This window comes from Sphingobium sp. GW821-FHT02B05, assembly GCF_059421905.1.
Map to the genome: position 1 here is coordinate 120,000 of NZ_JBWKVW010000004.1, position 23,869 is coordinate 143,868.

The 23,869-nt window shown below is 64.6% G+C and carries 26 protein-coding genes; 14 read left to right on the forward strand and 12 right to left on the reverse strand.

Annotation, left to right across the window (positions count from 1 at the left end):
* Positions 1-92: 92 nt before the first annotated feature.
* On the reverse strand, positions 93-617 hold the full coding sequence (locus AC07UX_RS14740) for a hypothetical protein (RefSeq protein WP_495192747.1): 525 nt from the start codon (positions 615-617) through the stop codon (positions 93-95).
* A gap of 125 nt (positions 618-742) precedes the next feature.
* Here AC07UX_RS14740 and AC07UX_RS14745 point away from each other — a divergent pair, with 125 nt between their 5' ends.
* Complete coding sequence (locus AC07UX_RS14745; RefSeq protein WP_495192748.1) at positions 743-1,633, forward strand: aldose 1-epimerase family protein; 891 nt, start codon at positions 743-745, stop codon at positions 1,631-1,633.
* Positions 1,634-1,777: 144 nt separating this feature from the next.
* A complete protein-coding gene (locus tag AC07UX_RS14750; RefSeq protein WP_495192749.1) occupies positions 1,778-3,355 on the forward strand; it encodes a peptide chain release factor 3 in 1,578 nt (525 codons plus the stop codon).
* 93 nt (positions 3,356-3,448) lie between these two features.
* Here AC07UX_RS14750 and AC07UX_RS14755 read toward each other — a convergent pair whose 3' ends face one another.
* Complete coding sequence (locus AC07UX_RS14755) at positions 3,449-4,702, reverse strand: spinster family MFS transporter (protein WP_495192750.1); 1,254 nt, start codon at positions 4,700-4,702, stop codon at positions 3,449-3,451.
* Positions 4,703-4,799: 97 nt separating this feature from the next.
* Complete coding sequence (locus tag AC07UX_RS14760) at positions 4,800-7,160, reverse strand: TonB-dependent receptor (protein ID WP_495192751.1); 2,361 nt, start codon at positions 7,158-7,160, stop codon at positions 4,800-4,802.
* Positions 7,161-7,318: 158 nt separating this feature from the next.
* Between AC07UX_RS14760 and AC07UX_RS14765 the strand changes: the two genes are divergently transcribed.
* The gene (locus tag AC07UX_RS14765; protein ID WP_495192752.1) at positions 7,319-7,933 is read left to right on the forward strand and encodes a TetR/AcrR family transcriptional regulator; all 615 of its coding nucleotides are present in this window, start codon (positions 7,319-7,321) and stop codon (positions 7,931-7,933) included.
* A 106-nt stretch (positions 7,934-8,039) separates the two neighbouring features.
* Positions 8,040-8,441 (forward strand): PilZ domain-containing protein, encoded by a 402-nt coding sequence (locus tag AC07UX_RS14770; protein ID WP_495192753.1) that lies wholly within the window; start codon positions 8,040-8,042, stop codon positions 8,439-8,441.
* 1 nt (position 8,442) lies between these two features.
* Here the strand turns inward: AC07UX_RS14770 and metW are convergent, their stop codons facing one another.
* Together metW and metX are read right to left on the reverse strand one after the other, a co-directional pair.
* Positions 8,443-9,036: a methionine biosynthesis protein MetW gene (gene metW, locus AC07UX_RS14775; protein ID WP_495192754.1), complete on the reverse strand. Its 594-nt coding sequence runs from the start codon at positions 9,034-9,036 to the stop codon at positions 8,443-8,445.
* Entirely contained in the window at positions 9,033-10,169 is a 1,137-nt protein-coding gene (metX, locus tag AC07UX_RS14780; protein ID WP_495192755.1) for a homoserine O-acetyltransferase MetX, read from the reverse strand. Before metX ends, metW begins: the two co-directional genes overlap by 4 nt.
* A gap of 67 nt (positions 10,170-10,236) precedes the next feature.
* On the opposite strand from metX, the gene AC07UX_RS14785 reads away from it, so the two are divergent.
* The 3 genes from AC07UX_RS14785 (at position 10,237) to AC07UX_RS14795 (ending at position 13,556) form a co-directional block, all read left to right on the forward strand.
* A complete protein-coding gene (locus tag AC07UX_RS14785) occupies positions 10,237-11,196 on the forward strand; it encodes a 2-hydroxyacid dehydrogenase (RefSeq protein ID WP_495192756.1) in 960 nt (319 codons plus the stop codon).
* 352 nt (positions 11,197-11,548) lie between these two features.
* Positions 11,549-12,646: a histidinol-phosphate transaminase gene (gene hisC / locus AC07UX_RS14790; protein WP_495192757.1), complete on the forward strand. Its 1,098-nt coding sequence runs from the start codon at positions 11,549-11,551 to the stop codon at positions 12,644-12,646.
* A 4-nt stretch (positions 12,647-12,650) separates the two neighbouring features.
* Positions 12,651-13,556 (forward strand): prephenate/arogenate dehydrogenase family protein, encoded by a 906-nt coding sequence (locus AC07UX_RS14795; protein ID WP_495192758.1) that lies wholly within the window; start codon positions 12,651-12,653, stop codon positions 13,554-13,556.
* A 27-nt stretch (positions 13,557-13,583) separates the two neighbouring features.
* Here the strand turns inward: AC07UX_RS14795 and AC07UX_RS14800 are convergent, their stop codons facing one another.
* From AC07UX_RS14800 to ftsE, 4 genes are read right to left on the reverse strand one after another with little or no spacing between them, the layout of a single operon-like run.
* The gene (locus AC07UX_RS14800; protein WP_495192759.1) at positions 13,584-14,267 is read right to left on the reverse strand and encodes a lysophospholipid acyltransferase family protein; all 684 of its coding nucleotides are present in this window, start codon (positions 14,265-14,267) and stop codon (positions 13,584-13,586) included.
* Positions 14,268-14,279: 12 nt separating this feature from the next.
* Positions 14,280-14,813: a YdcF family protein gene (locus AC07UX_RS14805; protein ID WP_150425873.1), complete on the reverse strand. Its 534-nt coding sequence runs from the start codon at positions 14,811-14,813 to the stop codon at positions 14,280-14,282.
* Entirely contained in the window at positions 14,810-15,715 is a 906-nt protein-coding gene (locus AC07UX_RS14810; protein ID WP_495192760.1) for a cell division protein FtsX, read from the reverse strand. The genes AC07UX_RS14805 and AC07UX_RS14810 overlap by 4 nt, the downstream gene beginning before the upstream one ends.
* Positions 15,715-16,437: a cell division ATP-binding protein FtsE gene (ftsE, locus tag AC07UX_RS14815; protein ID WP_495192761.1), complete on the reverse strand. Its 723-nt coding sequence runs from the start codon at positions 16,435-16,437 to the stop codon at positions 15,715-15,717. The genes AC07UX_RS14810 and ftsE overlap by 1 nt, the downstream gene beginning before the upstream one ends.
* Before the next feature lie 170 nt (positions 16,438-16,607).
* On the opposite strand from ftsE, the gene AC07UX_RS14820 reads away from it, so the two are divergent.
* A complete protein-coding gene (locus AC07UX_RS14820; RefSeq protein WP_495192762.1) occupies positions 16,608-17,450 on the forward strand; it encodes a zinc-ribbon domain-containing protein in 843 nt (280 codons plus the stop codon).
* Positions 17,451-17,459: 9 nt separating this feature from the next.
* Here the strand turns inward: AC07UX_RS14820 and AC07UX_RS14825 are convergent, their stop codons facing one another.
* From AC07UX_RS14825 to AC07UX_RS14835, 3 genes are read right to left on the reverse strand one after another with little or no spacing between them, the layout of a single operon-like run.
* Complete coding sequence (locus AC07UX_RS14825) at positions 17,460-18,365, reverse strand: pirin family protein (protein WP_495192763.1); 906 nt, start codon at positions 18,363-18,365, stop codon at positions 17,460-17,462.
* Positions 18,362-19,069: a glutathione S-transferase gene (locus AC07UX_RS14830; RefSeq protein ID WP_495192764.1), complete on the reverse strand. Its 708-nt coding sequence runs from the start codon at positions 19,067-19,069 to the stop codon at positions 18,362-18,364. The genes AC07UX_RS14825 and AC07UX_RS14830 overlap by 4 nt, the downstream gene beginning before the upstream one ends.
* Positions 19,070-19,126: 57 nt before the next feature.
* Positions 19,127-19,414, reverse strand: coding sequence for a BolA family protein (locus tag AC07UX_RS14835; RefSeq protein WP_495192765.1), 288 nt, complete (start codon positions 19,412-19,414; stop codon positions 19,127-19,129).
* 45 nt (positions 19,415-19,459) lie between these two features.
* Here AC07UX_RS14835 and AC07UX_RS14840 point away from each other — a divergent pair, with 45 nt between their 5' ends.
* From AC07UX_RS14840 to AC07UX_RS14865, 6 genes are all read left to right on the forward strand, one after another.
* Positions 19,460-20,080: a DnaJ domain-containing protein gene (locus tag AC07UX_RS14840; RefSeq protein WP_495192766.1), complete on the forward strand. Its 621-nt coding sequence runs from the start codon at positions 19,460-19,462 to the stop codon at positions 20,078-20,080.
* Positions 20,081-20,280: 200 nt separating this feature from the next.
* Complete coding sequence (locus AC07UX_RS14845; RefSeq protein ID WP_495192767.1) at positions 20,281-21,573, forward strand: Hsp70 family protein; 1,293 nt, start codon at positions 20,281-20,283, stop codon at positions 21,571-21,573.
* A gap of 88 nt (positions 21,574-21,661) precedes the next feature.
* Positions 21,662-22,669, forward strand: a complete 1,008-nt coding sequence (gene cobS / locus AC07UX_RS14850; RefSeq protein ID WP_495192768.1) for a cobaltochelatase subunit CobS — start codon at positions 21,662-21,664, stop codon at positions 22,667-22,669.
* A 4-nt stretch (positions 22,670-22,673) separates the two neighbouring features.
* Positions 22,674-23,099 carry a hypothetical protein gene (locus tag AC07UX_RS14855; protein WP_495192769.1) on the forward strand — a complete coding sequence of 142 codons (426 nt, stop codon included), beginning with the start codon at positions 22,674-22,676 and terminating at the stop codon, positions 23,097-23,099.
* Between the two features lie 119 nt (positions 23,100-23,218).
* The gene (locus tag AC07UX_RS14860; RefSeq protein ID WP_495192770.1) at positions 23,219-23,452 is read left to right on the forward strand and encodes a hypothetical protein; all 234 of its coding nucleotides are present in this window, start codon (positions 23,219-23,221) and stop codon (positions 23,450-23,452) included.
* Positions 23,452-23,868 (forward strand): OsmC family protein, encoded by a 417-nt coding sequence (locus tag AC07UX_RS14865; protein WP_495192771.1) that lies wholly within the window; start codon positions 23,452-23,454, stop codon positions 23,866-23,868. The genes AC07UX_RS14860 and AC07UX_RS14865 overlap by 1 nt, the downstream gene beginning before the upstream one ends.
* Position 23,869 lies beyond the last annotated feature (1 nt).

Here is a 23,869-nt window from a genome sequence, read left to right on the forward strand (position 1 = left end):
TCACACCATCCGTTCGCGTCGCGCCTGTCGGGAAGCGGATAGCACAAGGCTCCCGCCCCGCGCGACGGCCCAAGGCGAACGGATATAGTCCCTTAACTCACGACCTTGCATCCCTTGGCCGCCGCCATGCCGCGCAGATAGCCGCGCCGCGCGATGCCCGCCGTCACCGCCGCCTGCAAGCGCCGCTCGGCCGGGGCCGCACCGCTGATTTCGCGCACCAGGCCGCGGAAGGGGATCAGCGAATTGACCACCGTCTTGCCCACCGCCGTGGCAATCTTGCCCGTGCGATTCTCGTTCGCCGTGACGCCAACGGTGAAATCGTCGCCCAGCACGGCGTTGAGTTCACCGAGCGAGGCCTTCAATCCCGAACAGCTGCGCGAAGGCGGCGCGGCATAGGGATTTTCAACCGCCTTCAGCAGGATCGGGGGAATCTCCTCCTTGTCCAGCCCCACGTCGCGGGCCGGCTGGGTGGCGATCTTGCCTGCCTTGTCCAGATTGCCCTCTTTCTTCCTCGCCTCTTCCTGATTGGCCCTGTCCGCGGACTGGTCCTGTTTCTGGGCGAGCGCGGCGCCGGGCATGAGTAGCGCCAGAGCGGTTGCGATTGCGATAGATTTCATTGTGTTCCTCCGCTGCGCAGAACCAGCGATCGATGCCATCGGTTCCCTTCCGAAACGAACAGCGAAGGAGACAGGCGATCGCGGCCCGGCTATGCGACGTCAAACCCCATGCAGGAGGCCCTTCCTTGCCAGAAACCACGCCGCGCTTCACCATCGCCTCATCCGCCTTGTCCGCCACCATCGACGCGCTGGGCGCGGAGCTCTGGTCACTGACCGATAGCGAAGGCCGCGCGCTGATGACCGATGCCGATCCGCGCTGGTGGACGGGCCATGCCCCCCTGCTTTTCCCGTTCGTCGGCCGCTCGCGCGGCGATGTCTATCGCCTCGACGGGCAGGAACATCCCATGCCCCAGCATGGCTTTGCGCGCCGCCGCCCCTTCGTACCGGTCGCGCAGGACGAGACCAGCCTCACACTGCGGCTGGAGGCGGACGAGGAAAGCCGCGCCACCTACCCCTTCGACTTCCGCCTCGACATGCGGTTCACCATCGAAGGCGCGACCTTGCACATGACCGCCACCGTCACCAACCGGGGGGAAGCCGACATGCCGTTCAGCTTCGGCTATCATCCCGCCTTCGCCTGGCCGCTCCCCTATGGCGGCACGGTGGAGGATCATCGCATCCGCTTCGAAAAGCCCGAACCCGCGCCCATTCGCACGGTCGGCGCCGAACCCGGCCTCATCGCCCGCGATGCCGTGCCCTCCCCGGTGGAAGGCGACACGCTTGCCCCCAGCCATGCGATGTTCGAAGGCGACGCGCTGATCTGGGACGATCTGGCCAGCCGATCGCTGACCTGGGGCGTGCCCGGCCAGCCGCACCTCAAGATCGACTTCCCCGATACGCCCTGGCTTGGCCTCTGGCAAAAGCCCGGCGCCCATTATCTGTGCGTCGAACCCTGGGCCGGCATGGCCGATCTGGTCGGCTTTACCGGCGATGTATGGGACAAGCAGGGGATCATCCGGCTGGCGCCGGGCGACGCCCGCAGCTTCCGCATGGACGTCAGCCTGATTGCCGTGTAACGGGCGCACCCAAGGTTCCGTTCGGGCTGATCGAAGTCGAAGCCCTCCACTGAGCGCAGCGAAGTGCCTCGCCTTCGCTCGGCATGGCCCTTCGACTTCGCTCAGGGCGAACGGCTTTTGTTACTCGCGACCCAGAAAATCATCATGACCATCCCATCCCGCCGCACCTTCGCGATCATTTCCCACCCGGACGCCGGCAAGACCACGCTGACCGAAAAACTGCTGCTGGAAGGCGGCGCCATCCATCTGGCCGGTGAGGTCAAGGCGCGCGGCGCCAACCGCCGCGCCCGCTCCGACTGGATGAAGATCGAGCAGCAGCGTGGCATTTCCGTCACATCCTCGGTCATGACGTTCGAGCGGACGCGCGATGGTGAGACGATCACCTTCAACCTGCTCGACACGCCGGGCCATGAGGATTTCAGCGAAGACACCTATCGCACCCTGACCGCCGTCGATTCCGCCGTCATGGTGATCGACGCGGCCAAGGGCATCGAACCGCAGACCCGCAAGCTGTTCGAGGTGTGCCGCCTGCGCAACCTGCCGATCATCACCTTCGTCAACAAGGTCGATCGCGAAGGGCGCGAAACCTTCGGCCTGCTCGACGAAGTCGCCGATCAGTTGCAACTCGACGTCTGCCCGATGAGCTGGCCCGCGGGCATGGGCGGCGAATTTGAAGGCATTTACGACTTCGCCACCAACCGGCTGATGCAGCCCAACGGCCCCAGCCGCGAATTTGACGGCACGCGCCAGCAGTTTGACGGCCTCGACGATCCCAGGCTTGCCGACCATCTGTCCGATCGCGCGCTCGACAGGCTGCGCGAGGAGGCCGAACTGGCACAGGGCGGCTATGCCCAATTCGACCTCGACCGTTATCGCGCGGGCGACCTGACCCCAGTCTATTTCGGGTCGGCATTGAAGCTGTTCGGCGTCACCGAACTGATCGACGCCCTGTCCGCCCATGCGCCCTCGCCCCGCTCGCAGCCGGCCGAACCCGCCGCCGTCGAACCCGACCAGAGCGAAGTCACCGGCTTCATCTTCAAGGTGCAGGCCAATATGGACCCCATGCACCGCGACCGCATCGCCTTCATGCGCCTCGTGTCCGGCAAGTTCCGGCGCGGCATGAAGCTGACGCCGTCCGGCAGTGGCAAGGCGCTGGCCGTCCACTCGCCCATCCTCTTCTTCGCGCAGGACCGCGAACTGGCGGATGAGGCTTTCCCCGGCGACATCATCGGCATCCCCAACCATGGCGCGCTGCGCGTGGGCGATACGCTGTCCGAAAAGCCCGGCCTGCGCTTCACCGGCCTGCCCAATTTCGCGCCGGAAATATTGCGCCGCGTCCAGCTGAAAGATCCGACCAAGACGAAGCAGTTGCGCAAGGCGCTGGACGACCTCAGCGAAGAGGGTGTGATCCAGGTCTTCTATCCCGAAATCGGCAGCAACTGGATCGTCGGCGTCGTCGGCCAGCTTCAGCTCGAAGTGCTGATCAGCCGGCTGGAGGCGGAATATAAGGTTGCGGCGGGCCTTGAACCCTCGCCCTTCGACACCGCCCGCTGGATCAGCGGCGACGATGCGGCGGTGAAGGATCTGGTCAGCTACAATGGTGCCAACATGGCCAAGGACCGCGATGGCAATCTCGTCTTCATGGCGCGCAGCGCCTGGGACATCGGCTATCAGCAGGAGCGCCATCCCAAGGTGAAGTTCAGCGCCACCAAGGAACGGTAAATTCGAACTCCGTTCGTTTCGAGCGTGTCGAGAAACAAGTAGCGCCGCGCTGGCCGCTTCTCGACTTCGCTCGAAGCGAACGGAAGTTGATAGCTACGCCACAACCCAATCCTTGCGCAGCGCCCTGCCCGCCAGTGCCATGAACAGCCCGGCAAGCAGATAGAAGCCCAGCGCCGCGACGATCGCATAGCGTAACGCCTCGACCCCATAAGTCGGCGTCAACGCATCGGACAGCGCACCGACGCTCCAGCTGCCCAGACCCAGTCCGACAAGATTGTTGATCAGCAGGAAGGTCGCCGCCGCGCTCGCCCGCATGTTGGGCGGCACCAGATGCTGCACGGCGGTCAATACAGGCCCCAGCCAGACATAGACCAGCGCCTGCGGGATCAGGAACAGGGCAAAGGCGAAAGTCACGCTGCTCGACAGCACGCCGATCACGAACAGCGGCATGCCGATCACATAGCTGATCGCTGGCACCCAGGCGAACCAGGCCTTGTCCCTGCCCCCCATCGCATCGCCCAGGAACCCGCCCAGCAGCACGCCCGCCACCCCGCCGATCAGCAGCAGCCCGCCCAGAAACTGCCCTGCGCCCAATATGTCGAGGCCAAAGCTGCGCATCAGCAGGCTGGGCAGCCAGAAGGCCACCCCATAGCCGCACATCGAACTGCACGCTGCGCCGATGGCCAGCATCCAGAAACTGCGCTTGGCGGCCAGGATGCCGAACACTGCCGACACCGGCACCGCCGCGCCGCTGTGCACCGGCCGCGCCGGCTCCCGCACCATCAGCCGGAAAATCGGCGCGATGACTATGCCCAGCAGGCCGACCGCAATGAAGGCCGTGCGCCATTCCACCGTCTGCGCGATATAGCCGCCCAGCAGCACGCCGCCGGCCGACCCCAGGGGGATGCCGAGCGAATAGATGGACAGCGCCCGCGCCCGCTGATGCGCCGGGAAATAGTCGGCAATCACGGCATAGGATGGCGCGACGCCGCCAGCCTCCCCCACGCCCACGCCGATACGGAACAGGAACATCTGGGTAAAGCTTGTCGCGACGCCGCATAGCGCGGTAAAGCCGCTCCAGATCGCCAGGCTGACGGTGATGACCCAGGTGCGGCTGGTCCTGTCCGCCAGCAACGCCAGCGGGATTGCCAGCGTCGAATAGAGCAGCGCAAAGGCGATGCCGCCCAGCGCCCCCAGTTGCGTATCGTTCAGCGCCAGCTCCGCCTTGATCGGCCCGGCAAGAATGCCCAGGATCTGGCGGTCGAGGAAGTTGAACGTATAGACCAGCAACAGCATCGCCAGAACGAGCTTTGAATAGGCGGGGGAGGACGCGGATCGTTCAGTCATAAGGCTTTCACCCATCTCCGTTCAGTTCGAGCTTGTCGAGAACCGTTGTGCGCGGGTTCTCGACAAGCTCGAACCGAACGGATGGGGGTGCGCAAAATCAGAACTTCAGCGTGCCCGTCACGAACACCTGCCGCGGATTGCCGTAGAAGGCGGTCAGCGTGCCCTCACGCCCCAGCGATGGGGTCGGGAAACCGGCCGCATTGTTGATGATGGCGCCTGTCACCGGATTGGCCGCGACGAAGGTATAGCCCGACGTCTTATATGCCTTGTCCAGGATGTTCTTGCCATGGACGCCCAGCGACCAGCGATCGTCGGGCGCGGTATAGACGATGCTGGCGTCCCACAGCGCATAGCCGCCCTGGTCGATATAGGGGTTGGGGATTTCGAACTGATAGGTCTTGGACCGCCACGACACCGTCGTCCCTGCATAGAGGCTGCCGTCGCCCACCGGCCTGTTGTAGCTCAGCGTCCCGCTCGCCGTCCATTTGGGCGTATTCTGCACCCGGCGATATTGCGCCACGTCGGTCGGCACGCCGCCGATATTGGTGATATATTCGCGATATTCCGCGTCGATATAGCCGATCGCGGTGGCCAGGTTCAGCCGGTCCCCGCTCGACAACAGGTCGCGACCCAGCCGCGCGTTGCTTTCGAACTCCAGCCCCTTGAATCGCGCCTTGCCCGCATTGGACACGATCCCGCAGAAGGAGGGCGTCGCCACGCCGCCGACATTGACGGTACAGGCGACCGACCCCGGTATCTGCACATCCTTGTAATCGGCATAGAAGCCCGCGACCGCGACATAGAGGGCGCCGTCCATGAAACTGCCCTTGTAGCCGACCTCATAACTGTCCACCTCTTCGGGGCGGAAGCTGAGGAAGGTGGCGATTTCGCTATCCTGCCGGATGCCGTCGCCATTCAGGTCCGGTGCATTGGTGCCCACCCCGCGCGGGTCGAAGCCGCCGCCCTTGAAGCCCTTGGAGTAGCTGGCATAGATATTGTGATCCTGCGTCGGCTTGTAGCTGACGGAGAAGCGCGGCGTAAATTTCTTGTATTTCGCAACGCCCCGGAAATCGGTGCTGGGCGCGCCGAAGGGCAGGCCCGCGCCGCCGAAGACCGGAGACCCGCCACCCAGATAATTTTGCCGCAAAATATCCGCGCGCCGCTCGTCCCACGTATAGCGGCCGCCGGCCGACACGCTGAACTGAGGGCTGAAATCATAGGTGAAGTCGCCGAAGATCGCGTAGGTTTCGGTATCGACGTCGGCCTGGGTGAACGCCGTCAGGCCTGCCAGCGTGGTGAAGATGCGCGTGTCGAACTGCGTATCGGCGCTGGCATCCAGATAATAGAAGCCGATCATGCCCTTCAACGGCCCGGCATCGACCTGCAATTGCACTTCCTGGCTCAGCTGCTCGTTGCGGTAAAAGGCCGGCACATCGACATCGACGGCGGGCAGCGCATCGAAGTCGATCGGCGACGCGCTGTCATCCTTGCGCCAGGCGCTGATCGACTTCAGCGTGAAGACGTCGTTCAATTCGGCCGACACATTCATCGACAGGCCATAGGATTTGACCTGCTGACGGGGGTCGATCAGGCCGCCGCGCGTGTCGAACACATCGTCCAGCACCGGCGCGCCCGACGCCTGTCCCGGGATCAGCCGATGGCCGCCGCGCGGACTGCTCTTGTCCTTGCTATAATCGCCGGTGATGCGCACCAGCACCGGCTCGCCATAGCCACCCATCTCGAACGTGGCGCGCCCGGCCCAGATATCCTTGTTGTAATTTTCCTGCCCCGTGGTGAGGTTCTTCCCGAACCCGCCGCGCGACAGCCGGGCAAAGGCGCCGCCCACGCGGATGAGGTCGCCGATCGGTGCCGACGCCGTGACGATCCCGTCCGCCTGGTCATAGCTGCCATAGGTGCCCTTCACCTTCAGCGCGAAGTCCTGCGGCAGCAGTTTCGTCACATATTTCACCGCGCCGCCGATCGTGTTGCGGCCGTAAAGCGTGCCCTGCGGCCCGCGCAGCACCTCGATCCGCTCCACATCATAAATGTCGAGCAGCGCGCCCTGCGGCCGGTTGAGATAGACATCGTCCAGATAGATGCCCACGCCCTGCTCGAAACCCGACACTGGATCCTGCTGGCCCACGCCGCGAATGAAGGCGGTCAGCGTCGAATTGGTGCCGCGCGACGCCTCCAGCGTGGTGTTGGGGGTGACGTTGGCCAGGTCGGTGATGTCGATCGCTCCGCCCCGCTCCAAAGCCTCGCCGGAAAAGGCACTGACCGCGATCGGCACGCTGACCAATGTTTCCTCGCGCCGGCGGGCGGTGACGACGATCGCAGCGCCATCTTCGTCGGCGGCGGCCTGCGGCGTGGCATTCTGCGCCAGGGCAGGCAGCGCGATCATGCCGCCCCACGCGGCCGAAGCGAGGGCAATCGCACGGATGGTCTGATGGGCCTTCATCGGGTCGGTCCTCTCCTGAAAATGGCGCGCCCGATCTGCCGGGTCGCTTTGCCTTGCTCATTCGATAATGAAAGTTGAACCATCTTTCAACTTGAAATAAGAGGCAGGAGATGGGAGCGCGCCGGTGCGGCAAAAAACACACATCATCAGGAGTGGAAATGACCGAGCAAGGCGCCGCTAAGGACGACAAGACGCCCCGCACCGCGCGCGGGGAACGCACCCGCCGCGCCCTGTTGTCGGCTGCGGCGGCGGAATTTGGCGAGAAGGGATTTCACGACGGCTCGATCAGCGGCATCACCCGCCGTGCCGGCTGCGCGCTCGGCAGTTTCTACACCTATTTCGATACCAAGGACGACATCTTCCGCGCCTTGGTGAACGACATGTCGGGGCAGGTGCGCGACTATGTGTCCCCCCGCATCGCGCAGGCCCGCGACGGCATCGACGCGGAACGGGTCGGCTTGCTCAGCTTCCTGGAATTCGCCCGCGCCCACAAGGAAATCTACCGCATCATCGACGAAGCGGAGTTCGTCGATGCCGCTGCCTATCGCGCTCATTATGAAAATACCGCCAGCCGCATGGCCGCGCGCCTGTCCACTGCCGCCGCGCGCGGCGACGTGCGCCCCGATGTGGAGGAGGTGCATGCCTGGGCGATCATGGGCATGAACGTGTTTCTGGGCCTGCGCTATGGCGTATGGGATGACAGCCGCCCGGCCGAAGAGGTTGCCGCCATCGCCAACGCCCTGATCGAACGGGGAATCGGCGCACGAGGGTGACGCAAGCACCGTCCGTCGCACGCTTGGCCCGGATCGGCGATGCCCCTGCAACCAGCCGCCCGGTTCAGGACTCCTTTCCATGATCAACCATCATGCGAGAAGGATCATGGACCTCCCACCCCGCCCCAAGCGCTCCAACGTGTTCGTGGACGCCCATATCAATCTGGGCGAACCGCTATCGGCCAAGCAGGTCGTGCGCATCCGTGACATTTCCGAAGGCGGCGCCCGCATCCAGGGCAAGTCGCCCGGCGTCGGCGTCCGCATCGTCGTCACGCGCGGCGAAACGGAAATGCCCGGCCGGGTCGTGTGGACCGCGGACCGTCATTTCGGCGTAGCCTTCGACGAACCGGTCGATGTCGATGCGGTCCTGAAAGCCGTCGTCCCCAAATCACCCGATCGCCCGGTCTATGCCGCCGCGCTGACGTCAGGCCTTACCCATTTCCGTCGCGAAGCCGCACGCAGCCGGACAGCATCGTTCGGACAGCGCACGACAGGCGCAGGTCGCTAGATTATTTCCGCAACAGAAACACCGCATGTTCTGCGAAAAGATTCGCGTTGGCGTGGGTGGTTTCCTTGTCGCCCTTCAGGAACCACTGGCCATCGATGGTCCAGCCGCGCTCCTTCACCAGCGCGCGGAAATCGTCGACCGTCACATGATGGATGTTGAGCGTGTCATACCATGTGTCGGGCAACAGCCGCGTCACCGGCATCCGCCCGCCCCACAGCAGCGAAATCCGCCCGCGCCAATGGGCGAAATTCGGGAAGGACACAAAGGCCTGCCGCCCGATGCGCAGCAATTCCTCCACCACCAGATCGGGCCGGCGCGTCGTCTGCAACGTCTGGCTCAAGATCGCATAGTCGAAACTGGCGTCGGGATAATAGCCAAGGTCGGTGTCGGCATCCCCCTGCACCACCGACAGGCCACGACCCACGGCGGCGGCCACGTTCGACCCGTCAATCTCCAGCCCGCGCGCGTCCACCTGGCTTGCATCGCGCATCGCCGCCATCAATGCGCCGTCGCCGCAGCCCACGTCCAGCACGCGCGCACCCTGCCGCACCGTGCGTGCGATCAGCGCCAGATCGGGGCGCAGCGTCTCGCTCATGCCCGCCCCCCTTTCAGGAATCCATCCACCACCCGGTTGAGTTCGGGACATTCCAGCAGGAAGGCGTCATGGCCGAACGGGCTGGACAGTTCGACGAAACTGGCCTGCGCGCCCGATGCGTTGAGCGCATGGACGATGATCCGCGATTCGGTGGTGGGATAGAGCCAGTCCGTATCGAAGCTGACGAGGCAGAAGCGCGCCTTGGTCGCGGTGAATGCCTTGGCCAGCGACCCGCCATGATCGTCGGCAATATCATAATAGTCCATCGCGCGGGTGATGTAGAGATAGGAGTTCGCGTCGAACCGCTCGACGAAACTCAGCCCCTGATGGCGCAAATAGGATTCGACCTGGAAATCGGCATCGAAGCCGAAGGTCTTGGCGTCGCGGCCCTGCAGGCGCCGCCCGAATTTCTCGGTCAGTCCCGCTTCGGACAGATAGGTGATGTGCGCGGCCATCCGCGCGACGGCGAGGCCGGCGCTCGGCACCTGCCCGTCGGCATAATAATCGCCGCCCCGCCAGTTCGGATCGGCCATGATCGCCTGCCGCCCCACTTCATGGAAGGCGATATTCTGCGCGCTGTGCCGCGCCGTGGAGGCGATGACGACGCAGCTTTCCACCCGATCGGGGAAGAGCGTCGGCCAGGTCAGCGCCTGCATCCCGCCCATCGACCCGCCGATGACGGCGGACAGCCGATCGACGCCCAGATGGTCCAGCAAGGCCGCCTGCGCGCGCACCATGTCGGCGATGGTCAGCACCGGAAAGCGCATCGCGTGCGGCTCACCTGTCGCAGGATCGATGCTGGCCGGGCCTGACGATCCCATGCAGCTGCCGATGACGTTGGAACAGATGATGAAGTGGCGCGCCGGGTCGACCGGCTTGCCTTCGCCCACCAACCGCCACCACCAGCCGGGCTTGCCGGTGACGGGATGGTCGGACGCGACATATTGGTCGCCGGTCAGCGCATGGCAGATCAGGATGACGTTGGACTTGTCCGCATTCATCTGTCCATAGGTTTCATAGGCGATATCGACCGGGCCGAGCAGCGCGCCGCTCGACAGGTGCAAGGGATCGGTCAGACGGGCCTGCCGACGCAGGCCGAACCGACTATCTTGACTGATGGGGACGCTGGCCATGATGCAGGCGGGGCTAGGACCGCCATCCCCCTCTGTCAATCTGGCGCATCGGTGACACAGTCCCTAGATGGTCGGCATGACCCAGACCCAACGCCCCCCGATCGTCGCCTATGGCCCCTTGAACCCCTATATGGATGCCGAACTGGCCCGCCGCTTCACGGTCCATGTCGTGGCCGCCGATGCCGATCCCGCCGCCCTGCCCGCGCCCGTGCGCGAAGCCCGCGCGCTCGTCAGCTTCGGGTCGGTCGGTGCATCGGCCGCGATCATGGACGCGCTGCCAAATCTTGAAATGATCGGGCTCTTTTCGGTCGGCTATGACAAGGTCGATGTGGCGCATGCCCGCGCGAAGGGCATCCGCCTCACCAACACGCCAGACGTCCTGAACGACGATGTCGCCGACCTCGCCGTCGGCCTGCTCTATGCCACCGTGCGCAACATGATCGCCAACGACCGCATGCTGCGCGCGGGCGACTGGGCGCAGGGCACCAGGCCCGCTCTGTCCGGCCGGGTAACGGGCCGGCGCATCGGCATATTGGGCCTCGGCCGCATCGGCCGCGCCATCGCGACACGGCTGGAGCCGGTGGCCGGCGAAATCCTCTATCACAACCGGCGCGAAGCAACCGACGCGCCCTATCGCTACGTCGCCGACCCGATCGCCCTTGCCCGGCAAAGCGACGTCATCATCGTCGCCACATCGGGCGGCCCGGAGGCGGCAAAGCTGGTCGATGCCGCCATGCTGGACGCGCTCGGCCCGGACGGGGTGATCGTCAACATCAGCCGGGGCACCGTGATCGACGAAGACGCGCTGATCGCCGCGCTGGCGGACAAGCGCATCGCCGGCGCCGGGCTGGACGTCTTCGCCCATGAACCCGATGTCCCGCAGGCGCTGATCGCCATGGATCAAGTCGTGCTGCAACCCCATCAGGGCAGCGCCACCACCCATACGCGCAAGGCGATGGCCGACCTCGTCCTCGCCAATCTGGACGCATGGTTTGCGGGCAAGCCGTTGCTGACCCCGGTGGTGTGAGGGGCTTGCTTCTCCCTTTCCTACTAGGATTTCCTCTGATCTATCCTGTCGGATGGACAGTCTTCCGCCCGCTTCGCCCGCCTCTTTGTCGCCTGCCTGTCGCAAGGCAGGCGTGCCGCCGTCGCTTCGCGTCGTCCGGCGGCCGCGTCCGTGGCGCGTCCCTGTCGCTTCCGCGTTGCGCAGGTGGCGCGCCTGTGGCGCGTCGGCGTGGCTTCGCGAGAGCCTTGCGAACGCTTCGGCCCCTTTTTACCCCTGCAACGGTGTGAACTTCGCCCGTCGCGTCGCTGTCGCGCACCGGTCGCCGCTTCCACCCACTTTGCCTTTCGCCACGAAGCCGCTAAAGCCCGCACCCATGACAAAACCTGCTCCCAAAGACTGGATTCTCGGCATTCACGCCTATGTGCCGGGCAAATCGGCGGCCGACGATGGCCGTCCCCTCATCAAATTGAGCGCCAACGAAAATCCGCTCGGCACCAGCAAGGCCGTCCGCGAAGCCTTCGTCGCCGCGACGGCCGACATGGCCACCTATCCCGATCCTGCCGCGGAAAAGCTGCGCGCGGCGATCGGCGCTGTCCATGGCCTCGATCCCGACCGGATCATCTATGGCACCGGGTCGGACGAACTGCTGCATATCGCCGCCTCCGCCTATGCCGGGCCGGGCGATGAAATCCTCTACGTCCGCTACGGCTTTGCCGTCTATGACATCGCCGCCCGCCGCGTGGGTGCGACGCCGGTGGTCGCCCCGGACAAGGATTATGCGACCGACGTCGATGCGCTGCTCGCCGCCGTCACGGACAGGACCAAGGTCGTCTTCCTCGCCAATCCCAACAACCCGACCGGCACGATGACCAGCCGGGAGGAGATTGCCCGCCTGCATGCCGGGCTGCGCCCCGACATCCTCTTCGTCCTGGATCAGGCCTATGCCGAATATCTGGACGAAGGCGAGGATGATGGCGGGCTGGAGCTGGCGAAGACCGCGTCCAATATCCTCGTCACCCGCACCTTCTCGAAAATCTATGGCCTGGCCGCCGAACGGATCGGCTGGGGCTATGGCTCGCCAGAGGTGATCGACATCCTCCATCGCATCCGCGCGCCGTTCAACGTGACGACGGCGGGTCAGGCGGCGGCGATCGCCGCGATCGGCGACAGCGAATGGGTCGCGTTCAGCCGCACCCACAATGCCCGCTGGCGCGACTGGTTGGCAAGCGAAGTCGCCGCGCTGTCCAATTACGGCCTGCGCGTGGTGCCCAGCAAGACCAACTTCCTGCTGATCCTGTTCGATGGCAAGCTGACCGCAGAAGCCGCGATGAAGGGGTTGTGGGACGAAGGCTATGCAACCCGCTGGCTGCCGGGGCAGGGCCTGCCCAACGGCCTGCGCATCACCATCGGGACCAAGGCGCAGAACCGCGCCGTCGCGGCCAAGCTGCGCGCCATGGCGGAGGCCGCCTGAACCCATGCTGCCTTTCGCGCGCGTCACCATCATCGGCCTGGGGCTGATCGGCTCCTCGCTCGCCCGTGCGATCCGGGCGGACATGCCCACCGTGCGCGTGACCGGCTATGATGCCGATCCCGCCGTGCGCGAAACCGCCCGGCGGATCGACCTGACCGACGATGTCACCGACACGGCGGGCGCGTCCGTCACCGACGCCGATCTGGTGATCCTGTGCGTGCCGGTGCGGGCGATGGGCGCGGCGGCGGCGGAGATTGCGGACGACCTGCCGGCCGACGCCATCGTCAGCGATGTCGGTTCCTGCAAGGCGGACGTTCTGGCACAGCTCAACGCCGCGCTGCCGGGGCGGACCATCATCCCGGCGCATCCCGTGGCAGGGACCGAAAATAGCGGGCCGGAATCCGGCTTCGCGACCCTGTTCAAGGGCCGCTGGTCGATCGTCACCCCGCCCGCCGACGCCGATCCGGCCGCCGTCGAGCGCGTCGCCGAACTATGGCGGCGCGTGGGCGCGGACGTGGACGTGATGGACCCGGCGCATCATGATCTGGTGCTGGCGGTGACCAGCCATCTGCCGCACCTTATCGCCTACACCATCGTCGGCACGGCCAGCGACATGGAAAATGTGACGCAGTCGGAAGTGATCAAATATTCCGCCGGCGGTTTCCGCGACTTCACCCGCATCGCCGCGTCCGACCCGACCATGTGGCGCGATGTGTTCCTGGCCAACAAGGACGCGGTGCTGGAAATGCTCCAGCGCTTTTCTGAGGATCTGTCGGCGTTGCAGCGCGCGATCCGATGGAATGACGGCGACGCCCTGTTCAACCTGTTTACCCGCACCCGCGCGATCCGCCGGTCGATCATCGAACAGGGTCAGGACGACGCCAAGCCGGACTTCGGCCGGTCGCACTAAGGCCTTTCCTATTATGCCGCGCCCGGTTTAGTTGAGCGCGTTGATCGCCGCATGAACCCGTGCCTCGGCTTCCCTGCGGTCGAGGCCGACCGGAACAATCTCTCCCACCTTGTAGGTGATGGTGCCGGAACGCTTGAGGAATTTGCCGCGCGGCGACACCCGCCCGCTGTCGAGGGCGATCGGCACGACCGGGAGGCCGAGCAGGCTGTACAGGCCGGCAAACCCTGCCTTGAGCGGCGGCGATTCGCCATGCGGGACGCGCGTGCCTTCGGGGAAGAGGCAGATGGCGCGGCCCTGCGCGATCCGGTCCTTCGCCGCCGCGCGCAGCGCGCGCAGCGCGCTTGCCCCGGCCGCGCGTTCGATGGGGATGAGGCCATAGCGGCGGGCGATCCCGCCCCATAACGGGATGTCGAACAATTCCCGCTTGGCGCCGATTGCCGGCCGGTCGAACAGGCACAGCATGTCGATCGTCTCGAACATCGACTCATGCTTCGCGATATAGAGATAGGGGCCGATCGGCAGGTCGCCCTCTACCACGATCCGCTGCCCCAGCAGCCGTTGGACGCACCAGCGGTGAAACCGGCTCCAGTTGGTCGCGGTGTTCTGGACCATCAACGGCGTAGCCCAGCCAAAGGCCATCGCCCACAGCACGAAGATCAGGCTGCCGGGATAAAATGTCAGCGCGAAAAGAAGCGAACGGATGACGATCACATGCAGGTCCGATCAGATACCGATGAGCGCGGCGATACGCCGCAACAGATATTTATTATATTCCCGCGCCAATATGGTCAGGCTGGGGCGGCTGGGCACCGCGTCATAGACGATCGTCACCTTGCCGTCGGGCATCGACTGGCGCAGTTCCAGCGCGGCGCGGCGCATATGCCAGTCGGTCGTGATCAGGCGCACGGTCTTGTAATCGCGCCGTTCCAGCCAGCGCGCCGTTTCCAGCCCGTTGGAGCGCGTGTCGATCGCCTCGCGGCCCAGCGTGATGCAGCAGCTGAACAGGCTTTCGGGCGTCTTATATTGCACCGCCAGTTCGACCGGACGAACGGAGCGATCCACGCCGGAAATCAGCATCCGCTTGGCCGAACCATCCTGCAACAGGGCGATGCCCCGGTCGATACGCCCCGCCCCGCCGGTCAGCACGACGATCGCATCGGTCTGCCGCCCGTCCAGCGGCTGGGGCAGGAAGATGGCGAACCAGGCAAAGCCCAGCATCCAGGCCAGCAGCGTGATGGCGACGAAGCGGACGATCACAGCGCCCGACCCAAAGCCCGCAACACCGTCCAGCGCGCCGCCAGCGTTGCCAGCACCACGCCAAAGATCGGCAAGGCCACAAGGATCAGCCAGCCGCGCATATCCAGTTCGACCGCACCGATCAGGTCCGATCCGGTGGCGGCCAGTCGCAGGCCGATCAGCAGGATGACGAACGCGGCGAAGGAAAAGCCGAGCGCGCTGCCCATCAGCGCATCCAGACCGATGCGGCGCTGGAACAGCCGGGCGATCTGCACATCGGTCGATCCCATCAGGTGCAGCACGTCGATCGTGCCCCGATGGCTGTCATGCGCGCCTCGCGCGGCCAGCACCACGACCGCGCCGGTGGCGAGGATCATCAACAGCACGACCCCCGCCGACAGCCAGCCCAGTGCGCTCAGCAGTCCGGCCAGCGGCAGCAGGAAGGCGGCATGGGGCTCGATCCGCAGCTTGGGCGACAGATTGGCGAGCAGCCGCCTCACACCGGCGATCTTGGCCTCTGCGTCGCCCGGCGTCAGCATGACGTCGATCAGCGCGGGGACCGGCAGGTCGCCGCTGGTCGCCGCATCGCCCAGCCAGGGGCGCAACTGGTCGGCCAGCGCCGCCGGATCGACCGGCTCGGCCGCGCGCACGCTGCCGGAGGATCGCAAGGCGGTCAGGGTCCGTGCCGCCAACCGGGCGCGGACCTGCGCATCGGCCTCCACCACCTGCACGCTGGCGCGGCCGGCAAGGTCGGCGCTCATAGACCGGACGGCAGCGCCCAGACCCAGTCCGGCGGCGGCGGCCAGCACCGTCAGGAACATCATGATCGCGATGATCCACGGCATGGGTCCGGCCAGACGACCGCCGGGCAGCAGGCGATGGCGGGCGGCGGCAGACGCCTTGCGATCCGCATGGCTGGTCATCAGGCGTTGCCCTGCGACTTCGACCGGGTTTGGGGCGGGTAGCGTAGCGTGCCGGTCGGGTCGGCCAGCCGCCCCTTGTCCAGCCGCATCATCTGCGCGCCGGACACCTGCGCAATGAGGGGAAGGTCGTGGGTGGCGACGACGATGGTGGTGCCCAGCCTGTTGAGCGCCTCGAACAACGTCATCAGGCGGCGGGCCATGTCAGCGTCGACGTTGCCGGTCGGTTCGTCGGCGACCAATATTTCCGGACGGCCGATCACGGCGCGGGCGATGGCGACGCGCTGCTGTTCACCGCCCGACAAGGTGGCGGGGCGCGCCTGGCCACGATCGCCCAGGCCCACCCAGTTGAGCATCTCCGCGACCGGGGCGTCGATCTCGCCTTCCCCCATGCCCGACACGCGCAGCGGCAGCGCGATATTATCATAGGCGGACAGATGCGGAACGAGCCGGAAATCCTGAAACACGACGCCGATGCGGCGGCGAAAGCCCGGAAGGCGCTTGCGGGGCAAAGTTACTACATCTTCGCCGAACAGGCGGATGACGCCGCGGCTTGGGCGCTGGGCCAGGTAAAGCAGTTTCAGCAGCGACGTCTTGCCTGCGCCCGATGCGCCGGTCAGGAAATAGAAGCCGCCGCTGGACAGCGAAAAGCTGACGTCGGACAGGGTTTCGCTGTCCAGACCATAGCGCAGGCCGACATTTTCGAACTGGACGATGGCCGACATGGCTGAATGTTATCGCGCCGTCGCGCTCCCTGCTTCCCGAAGTACCAGCCATGGCACAGCGAGCGCCCCGCCGTAAAGCCCGCCCCGCATTCTGCCGCGAGTCGCGGCAGAATGACTCGGATCGTCGTTGACGTCTTGCGCGCGAGTCCCTGCCGTGCCTATGAAGCGAAATGATCCTGGTGTGCCCCAATTGCGCGACGCGCTATGTCGTTCCCGACACTGCCGTCGGTACGAACGGACGCCAGGTCCGCTGCGCCGCCTGCAAGCATAGCTGGTTCCAGGCACCGCCCGCCCTGCCCGAACGGGAAACGCCCGTCACCGCCGCCCCGGTCGAGGCGCCGATGGCCCCGCCCGAACCTGTTGCGCCGCCCCCGCCGCGCCCCACAGCGCCGCCGCCTCCGCCCGTCGTCGCGCCCGAACCGGTTGCCGCCGGTCCTGTCGTGGAGGATGACGCCGCCATTGCCGCCGAACCGCCGGTCGCAGCGCCGGTCGTCGCGCCTGCCGATCATCGGTTCGACGATATTTACGCGGGCGCGCCGGTCGATCCGGTCAAGGAAAGCCGCTTCGTACCCACGCCGCCCACCAAGGCCCGGCGCAATCCGCTCAAACTCTGGACCTATGCGGCGATCGGTTTCTGCCTGATCGTCGCGGCGGCGGGCGGCGCCTTTACCTATTTCGGCCCGCCCGCCTGGATGGTGTCGATGGGGCTGGTCGCCGAAGAGGGCGATCCCGACCTGCTCTTCTACCTCTCCAAGCCAGCGGAACGCCGCAAACTGCCGACGGGCGAGGAATATTTCGCGTTCGGCGCCCGGATCGTGAATAGCGGGACGCAGGCGCTGCCAGTGCCGCCGGTCCTGGTACAGCTGCGCGACCGGCAGAACCGGCTGGTCTTCAGCTGGACCACCAAGGCGGACAAGACGCGGCTGAAGCCCGGCGAGGAAGCGTCGATCAACGAAAGCCGGATCGACATTCCCAAAAATGCCGAAAATCTCTCGCTGACCTTCGTTCAGTAACCGAACCGATCAGGGATAGCTGACCGTCTTCGGGCGGCCCTGCGGAATGGGAATAAACTCCTGATCGTCGCCGGGTATGAGCGGAAAGCGCATCGCCTCCCAATCATCCCGCGCCTGCATCAGCCGGTCCTTGGTCGAAGACACGAAATTCCACCAGACGTGGCGCGGACTGCTGAACGCCTCCCCACCGCACAGCACGACGCGCCCGCCATCGACGCTCATCAGCGTAGCAGATATGCCGGGACGCAGGACGTAGAGGGTCTGGGGCGCCAGCATCAATCCATCGAGCGCCGCATCGCCACCCGACACATAGATGGCGCGTTCGTCTGCGGACGGATCGATGGCGATGCGCCCGCCCGGCGACAGCTGAATATCGGCGTAGATAGTCTGGGCATAGGTGGTCACCGGTGACGTTTCGCCCCAGAGCGATCCCATTATCACGCGCGCGCGGACATGGCCGTCGTCGATCACCGGCATGCCGCCTTCACCCACATGTTCGAAGGCCGGGTCCATTTCCTCATAGCGGTCCGGCAAGGCAAGCCAGGTCTGGATAGCCGAGAGTTTCGATATCTTCGCGCGGTCATCGTCCGGCGAGCGTTCGGAATGGACGATGCCCTTGCCCGCCGTCATCAGATTGACCGCCCCGGCCTCGATCAGCTGCTCCGTGCCGAGCGAGTCGCGGTGAAGGAAGGCGCCCTCATACATATAGGTGACGGTGGCGAGGTTGATGTGGGGGTGCGGGCGCACGTCGACCCCCTGCCCCGCGCCGATCTTGGCAGGCCCGGCCTGATCGAAGAAGATGAAAGGGCCGACCATGGTGCGTCCCTTGACAGGGAGCGACCGATGCACCCGGAAATCGCCCAGATCATGGCTGGTAGGCGTGATGGTCTGAAGGATGAGATCGTCCGGGTTCATGGGGCGTCCAATTCGGGATAATGGCGGAAAATATCCTCTTCGTTGAAGGGAAGCCGCCGGTCGCTGGCCAGATAATCCTGCAATTCGGTCAGGTTCGCAACCCTGTCATGCAAAGCCATGACCGATGGATAGCCCGCCGCCAGCGTCGCCATGCGCAGGGGGAAGGCGTAACGCAGACCCGCCACCAGATGGAATAGCGAAAGATCGGCATGGCTCCAGCGCGTACCCGCCAGCCATTGCCGCTGGTCGGTGGTCAGGGCGCGTTCGAAATAGCCGAGATATTTGGGGATGCGCTGTTCCCGGAAGCCCTGGGCGCGGCGCAGGGATTCCGGTTTCTGATCCTCATAATAAAGATCGACGCCGACCGGATGATGGACGTCATGCGTCTCAGCCACCAGATCCATGATGGTCAGTTGCAGCTGGGCCAGCCAGTAGCGGTTCTTCATGCCCGAAGGACCGCATTCATGCCGTTCGGACAGATAGAAGAGGATGTTGGCGGTCTGCGAGATGGTGGTTCCATCGATCGCCAGATAGGGCGGCGCGAAGGCAGGCGCTGTGGCATGACCCGCCATATCGGCCATCAGCGCATCGCCCCCCTCCTCCCGCGCGCAGTCGCGATAGGCAATGCCGCAGGCTTCCAGCGTCAAACGAACAAATTCGCCACGGCCGGGGATGGTGGGCCAATACCAGAAATCATAAGCCATGGACGGGCGCTCCTTGCTCGACGAAGCAAGATGAACGCCCGGCCCATGCCTAAAGTCTCATGCTTCGCCCGGTGCGCGCGCCTTGATGGCGAGGGCGTGGACCTTTTCCGCGAGAAGGTCGGCGAGGGCGGCGTTGACGAGGCGCTGGCGCGCGACGCGGGTCTGGCCGGTGAAGCGATCCGAGATGATGTCGACCGTAAAATGGCTTTCGCCCGATCCGTCATGGCCGGCATGGCCGCGATGCTTTTCGCTGTCGTCCATGACGGCGAGATGGACAGGCGACAGGGCGGCGCGCAGCCGCGCCTCGATTTCTGTGGCAACGGGGCCTTTGAGGTCTGTGGTCATATTTCCTATATAGGCCGCTTTGCCAGCCAGATCATCAGGACAATCTTGAGCAGCGACCCTTTCTCGACACGCCGTTTCAACCGCTTCCATGGCCGGGTGGAGGGGAATCGCCCCTGCGCCGCGCCCGGATGCCCGGAGCCGGGCGAGTTCCGCGCGCCCCCCGCGGAGGGCAGCGCCCGGCCGGGTGATGAGGGGCCGCGCTGGCGCTGGTTCTGCCTGGACCATGTGAAGGCCTTCAATCAGGGGTATAATTTCTTCACCGGCATGTCGCCCGAAGAGATTGCCGACGCCCAGCGCCCCTATGCGGGGTGGGAGCGGGAAACGCGGGCCTTTTCGTCGAACGCGCATAGCCCGCCGCCAAAATGGGCGGACTTTTCCGATCCGCTCGATGCGATCGGCGCGAAGTTCAGGGAGCGGATGGCCAAGGCGAAGGCGGACGCGCAGGTGCGACAGGACGGGAAATTCCTGTCGGCCGAGGATCGCAAGGCGATGTCTGTCATGGGGCTGCCGGTCGATGCCGACCGCAAGGCACTGCGAACACGCTACACCGAACTGCTGCGCCGCTATCATCCCGACCATAATGGCGGAGACCGCAGCCATGAAGGCGCATTACAGAGCGTGATCGAGGCCTATGGTCATTTAAAGAAGGCATCGGTTTTCGCCTAACTTCGCACTTTTCCCGCATGTTTTGACATTATCGTGCGGGAATAGGAAATTTTACTGCGAGGATGATGGCGGAGCGGACGGGGAGAAAGAGCCGGTCGCCTTTCTACCATAAGGGCAGGATGTAGGACAGCGCAGCCCCCTTGCCCCCGTCCGGCAGGGCTGTCATAGCGCCCGGCCTTTCAGAATCCCGGAGAATTTTCATGCAGCAGATGCCGCGCGCGCTGGGCCTCGATTTCGGCACGACCAACAGCGTGGCTGCGCTGGCGACAGGCGGGGAGTCGCAGCTGGTGGAATTTGCCGGACAGCAGGCGACCGGCGCGGTGTTCCGATCCGCCCTGTGCTTCTGGCATGACGAGGCGGTGAAGGGCGGCATGGCCCATGAGGCGGGGCCGTGGGCCATCGCCGAATATATGGAATATCCAGAAGACAGCCGTTTCCTGCAATCGTTCAAGTCGGTGGCGGCCAGCCCGATCTTCGAAAGCGCCAATGTCTTCGAGAAGCGATACCGGTTCGAGGAACTGGGGCAGATGTTCCTGGGGCGGATGATCGGCCATGCCGGCGGTATGCTCGACAAGCGCCCGGAACGCATCGTCGTCGGCCGCCCTGTCGAATATGCCGGGTCGCGGCCGGACGAGGCTCTGGCGCGCAAACGCTATGACGCGATGTTCGCGGGCTTCGGGACCGAGGTTCATTATGTCTATGAACCGCTGGGCGCGGCGTTCAGCTATGCCAGCCGGATCGACCATGCCGCCACCATCCTGGTCGCGGATTTCGGTGGGGGTACGAGCGATTTTTCGCTGGTGCGGATCGAAGCGCCCGGCGCGGCGCGGCGGGCGACGCCGCTGGGGTCTGCGGGCATCGGCCTGGCCGGAGACCGTTTCGATTATCGCATCCTCGACAATCTGGTGCTGCCGATGCTGGGCAAGGGCGGCAGCTATCAGAGCTTCGGCAAGGAGCTGGAGATACCGCGCAGCTATTTCGCCGATTTTGCCGACTGGTCGCGCCTTGCGCTGATGCGCAATCGCCGCACGATGGAGGAACTGGCCCGGTTGCAGAAGACGGCAAAGGAACCCGAAGCGATCGGGCGGATGATGACCGTGATCGAAAAGGAACTGGGCTATCCGCTTTATGATGCGGTCGGCGCGCTGAAACGGGCGCTGTCGGAACAGGAAAGCGCGACCTTCCGCTTTTCGGGCGGTGGGCTGGAGATCGAGCAGGCGGTGTCGCGCGCCGATTTCGAAGGCTGGATCGCGCCCGACATCGCCCGGATAGAGGCGACGGTGGACAAGGCGCTGGCCAGGGCCGATGTGACGCCTGATACTATCGACCGGGTGTTCCTGACCGGTGGATCGTCGCTGATTCCGGCGATCCGCGACATTTTCCGGGCGCGTTTCGGGCAGGACAGGCTGGCGACCGGGGGCGAGTTGACCTCCATCGCCCATGGACTGGCGCTGATCGGCGAGGAAGCCAATTTGGCGGAATGGGCAGCTTGATCGTCGCATTGCGAAGGGCCACTCTATCGACAGGCCCTTTGTTGATCGGTTAGGGGCTTGGAAGACTCGCAGAAAGATGACTTGCCCGATGACTGATATTTCCAACGTCCAGCCTGACACCCGCGCCGAAACGCTGCTGGAAGCGCCCGACCGCGAAGTGGATGCGCGGGAGATTTTCGGCATCGACGTCGATATGAAGATTCCGGCCTTTTCGGAGGCCGACGAGCGCGTGCCCGACCTTGACCCCGCCTATGTGTTCGACCCGGACACCACTTTGGCGATCCTGGCGGGCTTTGCCTATAATCGCCGTGTCATGGTGCAGGGCTATCATGGCACCGGCAAGTCGAGCCATATCGAGCAGATCGCCGCGCGCCTGAAATGGCCGTGCATCCGCATCAACCTGGACGCGCATATCAGCCGCATCGACCTGGTCGGGCGCGATGCGATCGTGTTGCAGGACGGCCAGCAGGTGACGCAGTTCAAGGAAGGCCTGCTGCCATGGGCATTGCAGCGGCCCGTCGCTTTGGTGTTCGACGAATATGATGCCGGCCGTCCGGACGTGATGTTCGTGATCCAGCGCGTGCTGGAGACGGACGGCAAGATGACGCTGCTGGACCAGAATCGCGTGATCCGGCCGAACCCGCATTTCCGCCTGTTTGCGACCGCCAATACCGTGGGTCTGGGCGACACGACGGGACTGTATCACGGCACGCAGCAGATCAACCAGGGCCAGATGGACCGGTGGAATCTGGTGGTGGCGCTCAATTACCTGCCCGCCGCGACCGAGGCGCAGGTGGTGTTGGCGAAGTCTGGCGAATATGATCATGAAGGCGGCCGCAAGGAAGTCGAGAATATGATCAAGGTCGCCGAACTGACGCGGCAGGGCTTCATCAACGGCGATATTTCGACCGTCATGTCGCCCCGTACCGTAATCAGCTGGGCGCAAAATGCGCTGATCTTCAAGAATGTCGGCTTCGCCTTCCGCCTGTCCTTCCTCAACAAATGTGATGAGGCGGAACGCGCATTGGTCGCCGAATATTATCAGCGCGTGTTCGGCAAGGATCTGCCGGAAAGCGTGGCGAGCCGGGCGCACTGACCGTATGGCGGAAGGCCTGTCCCGTCAGCTATTGCAGACGTTGAGCATTGGAAAGATCAACGATGCCGTCTTGCTGCTGAATGCGGAAAGATGGGACAACGCCTATTATCTGGCCGGCTATGCGGTTGAACTGGCCCTCAAGGCGTGCATAGCAAGTCGCTTTGCGGCGGACGCTATACCTGATAAAAAATTCGTTCTAGCTATCCATAGCCATAATCTGAAGGAGTTGGTCGGACTGGCGGGGTTGAAAACGGAATTGCAGGCACGCGAAGCCACGAATAGTCACTTCGCAGCCAGTTGGGGTATTACGGCCCGATGGGTTCCCGATGCGCGTTACGAAGAAACCGACGCTGTCACCGCCCAATTATTAATCTTGGCGATCCGCGATCCGGATGATGGAGTTTTGCCGTGGATACAGAATTATTGGTGAAGGAAGGCCAAGCCCTCGTCCAACATTTGGATCAGGGCCGGGTAAAACCTCGCAGCGCAATCTGGGTGTATGATTCAGAGAGAGAAGACTGGCGCCTGTGGCTTGTCCCTCCGTCCAACATGACCGATCGTTTCGAACTGTATCGACTGGTGGCTGAGACGTTGTCGGCGCATCGTGCAGACATGCCTACACTCGATATCGGATCAATCGATTTCAAGACCGAGGATCATCCGGCGATCAAGGGACTGGGGCGTATCGTACATCTGGAAGGGATCGGCGCAGCCCCGGTGCGTCAGAATATGCTGAACGGCTATTATTTGTCGGATGGCGTCGTACTGAGGATGGCTGTTTGATGATCGTCGTCGAACGGATCGACCCTAATGGCGGCACCGCCCATCGGATCAGCATCCGTGGGCATGAGATCGTGGCCGATATGTCGGCGCCGGATGGGCATGATGCCGGGCCGGACCCGCATGACCTCTATGATACGGCGCTGGGCGCGTGCAAGGCGATGACCATGCTCTGGTATGCGCAGCGCAACGACATTCCGGTCGAGGCCATCCATGTCGGCGTGGTTCGCGACGCGAGCCAGGAGCGCAAGGGCATATACAAGCTGACCACGCGCATCGCGGTGACCGGAGACATGAGCGACGAGCAGCATGAGAAGCTGATCGCCGTCGCGGCCAAATGCCCGGTCCACAAGCTGATGAGCGAGGTCGAAACGCAGATCGAGACGATCGCCGTGCCCCGCCTGCGCGAACCGGAGTAAG

Bases quoted from the DNA above. Each gene is read 5' to 3' on its own strand.
- AC07UX_RS14740 (WP_495192747.1), bottom strand. From the start codon at position 617: ATGAAATCTATCGCAATCGCAACCGCTCTGGCGCTACTCATGCCCGGC.
- AC07UX_RS14750 (WP_495192749.1), top strand. From the start codon at position 1,778: ATGACCATCCCATCCCGCCGCACCTTCGCGATCATTTCCCACCCGGAC.
- AC07UX_RS14755 (WP_495192750.1), bottom strand. From the start codon at position 4,702: ATGACTGAACGATCCGCGTCCTCCCCCGCCTATTCAAAGCTCGTTCTG.
- AC07UX_RS14760 (WP_495192751.1), bottom strand. From the start codon at position 7,160: ATGAAGGCCCATCAGACCATCCGTGCGATTGCCCTCGCTTCGGCCGCG.
- AC07UX_RS14765 (WP_495192752.1), top strand. From the start codon at position 7,319: ATGACCGAGCAAGGCGCCGCTAAGGACGACAAGACGCCCCGCACCGCG.
- AC07UX_RS14770 (WP_495192753.1), top strand. From the start codon at position 8,040: ATGGACCTCCCACCCCGCCCCAAGCGCTCCAACGTGTTCGTGGACGCC.
- metW (WP_495192754.1), bottom strand. From the start codon at position 9,036: ATGAGCGAGACGCTGCGCCCCGATCTGGCGCTGATCGCACGCACGGTG.
- metX (WP_495192755.1), bottom strand. From the start codon at position 10,169: ATGGCCAGCGTCCCCATCAGTCAAGATAGTCGGTTCGGCCTGCGTCGG.
- AC07UX_RS14785 (WP_495192756.1), top strand. From the start codon at position 10,237: ATGGTCGGCATGACCCAGACCCAACGCCCCCCGATCGTCGCCTATGGC.
- hisC (WP_495192757.1), top strand. From the start codon at position 11,549: ATGACAAAACCTGCTCCCAAAGACTGGATTCTCGGCATTCACGCCTAT.
- AC07UX_RS14795 (WP_495192758.1), top strand. From the start codon at position 12,651: ATGCTGCCTTTCGCGCGCGTCACCATCATCGGCCTGGGGCTGATCGGC.
- AC07UX_RS14810 (WP_495192760.1), bottom strand. From the start codon at position 15,715: ATGACCAGCCATGCGGATCGCAAGGCGTCTGCCGCCGCCCGCCATCGC.
- ftsE (WP_495192761.1), bottom strand. From the start codon at position 16,437: ATGTCGGCCATCGTCCAGTTCGAAAATGTCGGCCTGCGCTATGGTCTG.
- AC07UX_RS14820 (WP_495192762.1), top strand. From the start codon at position 16,608: ATGATCCTGGTGTGCCCCAATTGCGCGACGCGCTATGTCGTTCCCGAC.
- AC07UX_RS14825 (WP_495192763.1), bottom strand. From the start codon at position 18,365: ATGAACCCGGACGATCTCATCCTTCAGACCATCACGCCTACCAGCCAT.
- AC07UX_RS14830 (WP_495192764.1), bottom strand. From the start codon at position 19,069: ATGGCTTATGATTTCTGGTATTGGCCCACCATCCCCGGCCGTGGCGAA.
- AC07UX_RS14835 (WP_495192765.1), bottom strand. From the start codon at position 19,414: ATGACCACAGACCTCAAAGGCCCCGTTGCCACAGAAATCGAGGCGCGG.
- AC07UX_RS14845 (WP_495192767.1), top strand. From the start codon at position 20,281: ATGCAGCAGATGCCGCGCGCGCTGGGCCTCGATTTCGGCACGACCAAC.
- cobS (WP_495192768.1), top strand. From the start codon at position 21,662: ATGACTGATATTTCCAACGTCCAGCCTGACACCCGCGCCGAAACGCTG.
- AC07UX_RS14855 (WP_495192769.1), top strand. From the start codon at position 22,674: ATGGCGGAAGGCCTGTCCCGTCAGCTATTGCAGACGTTGAGCATTGGA.
- AC07UX_RS14860 (WP_495192770.1), top strand. From the start codon at position 23,219: ATGACCGATCGTTTCGAACTGTATCGACTGGTGGCTGAGACGTTGTCG.
- AC07UX_RS14865 (WP_495192771.1), top strand. From the start codon at position 23,452: ATGATCGTCGTCGAACGGATCGACCCTAATGGCGGCACCGCCCATCGG.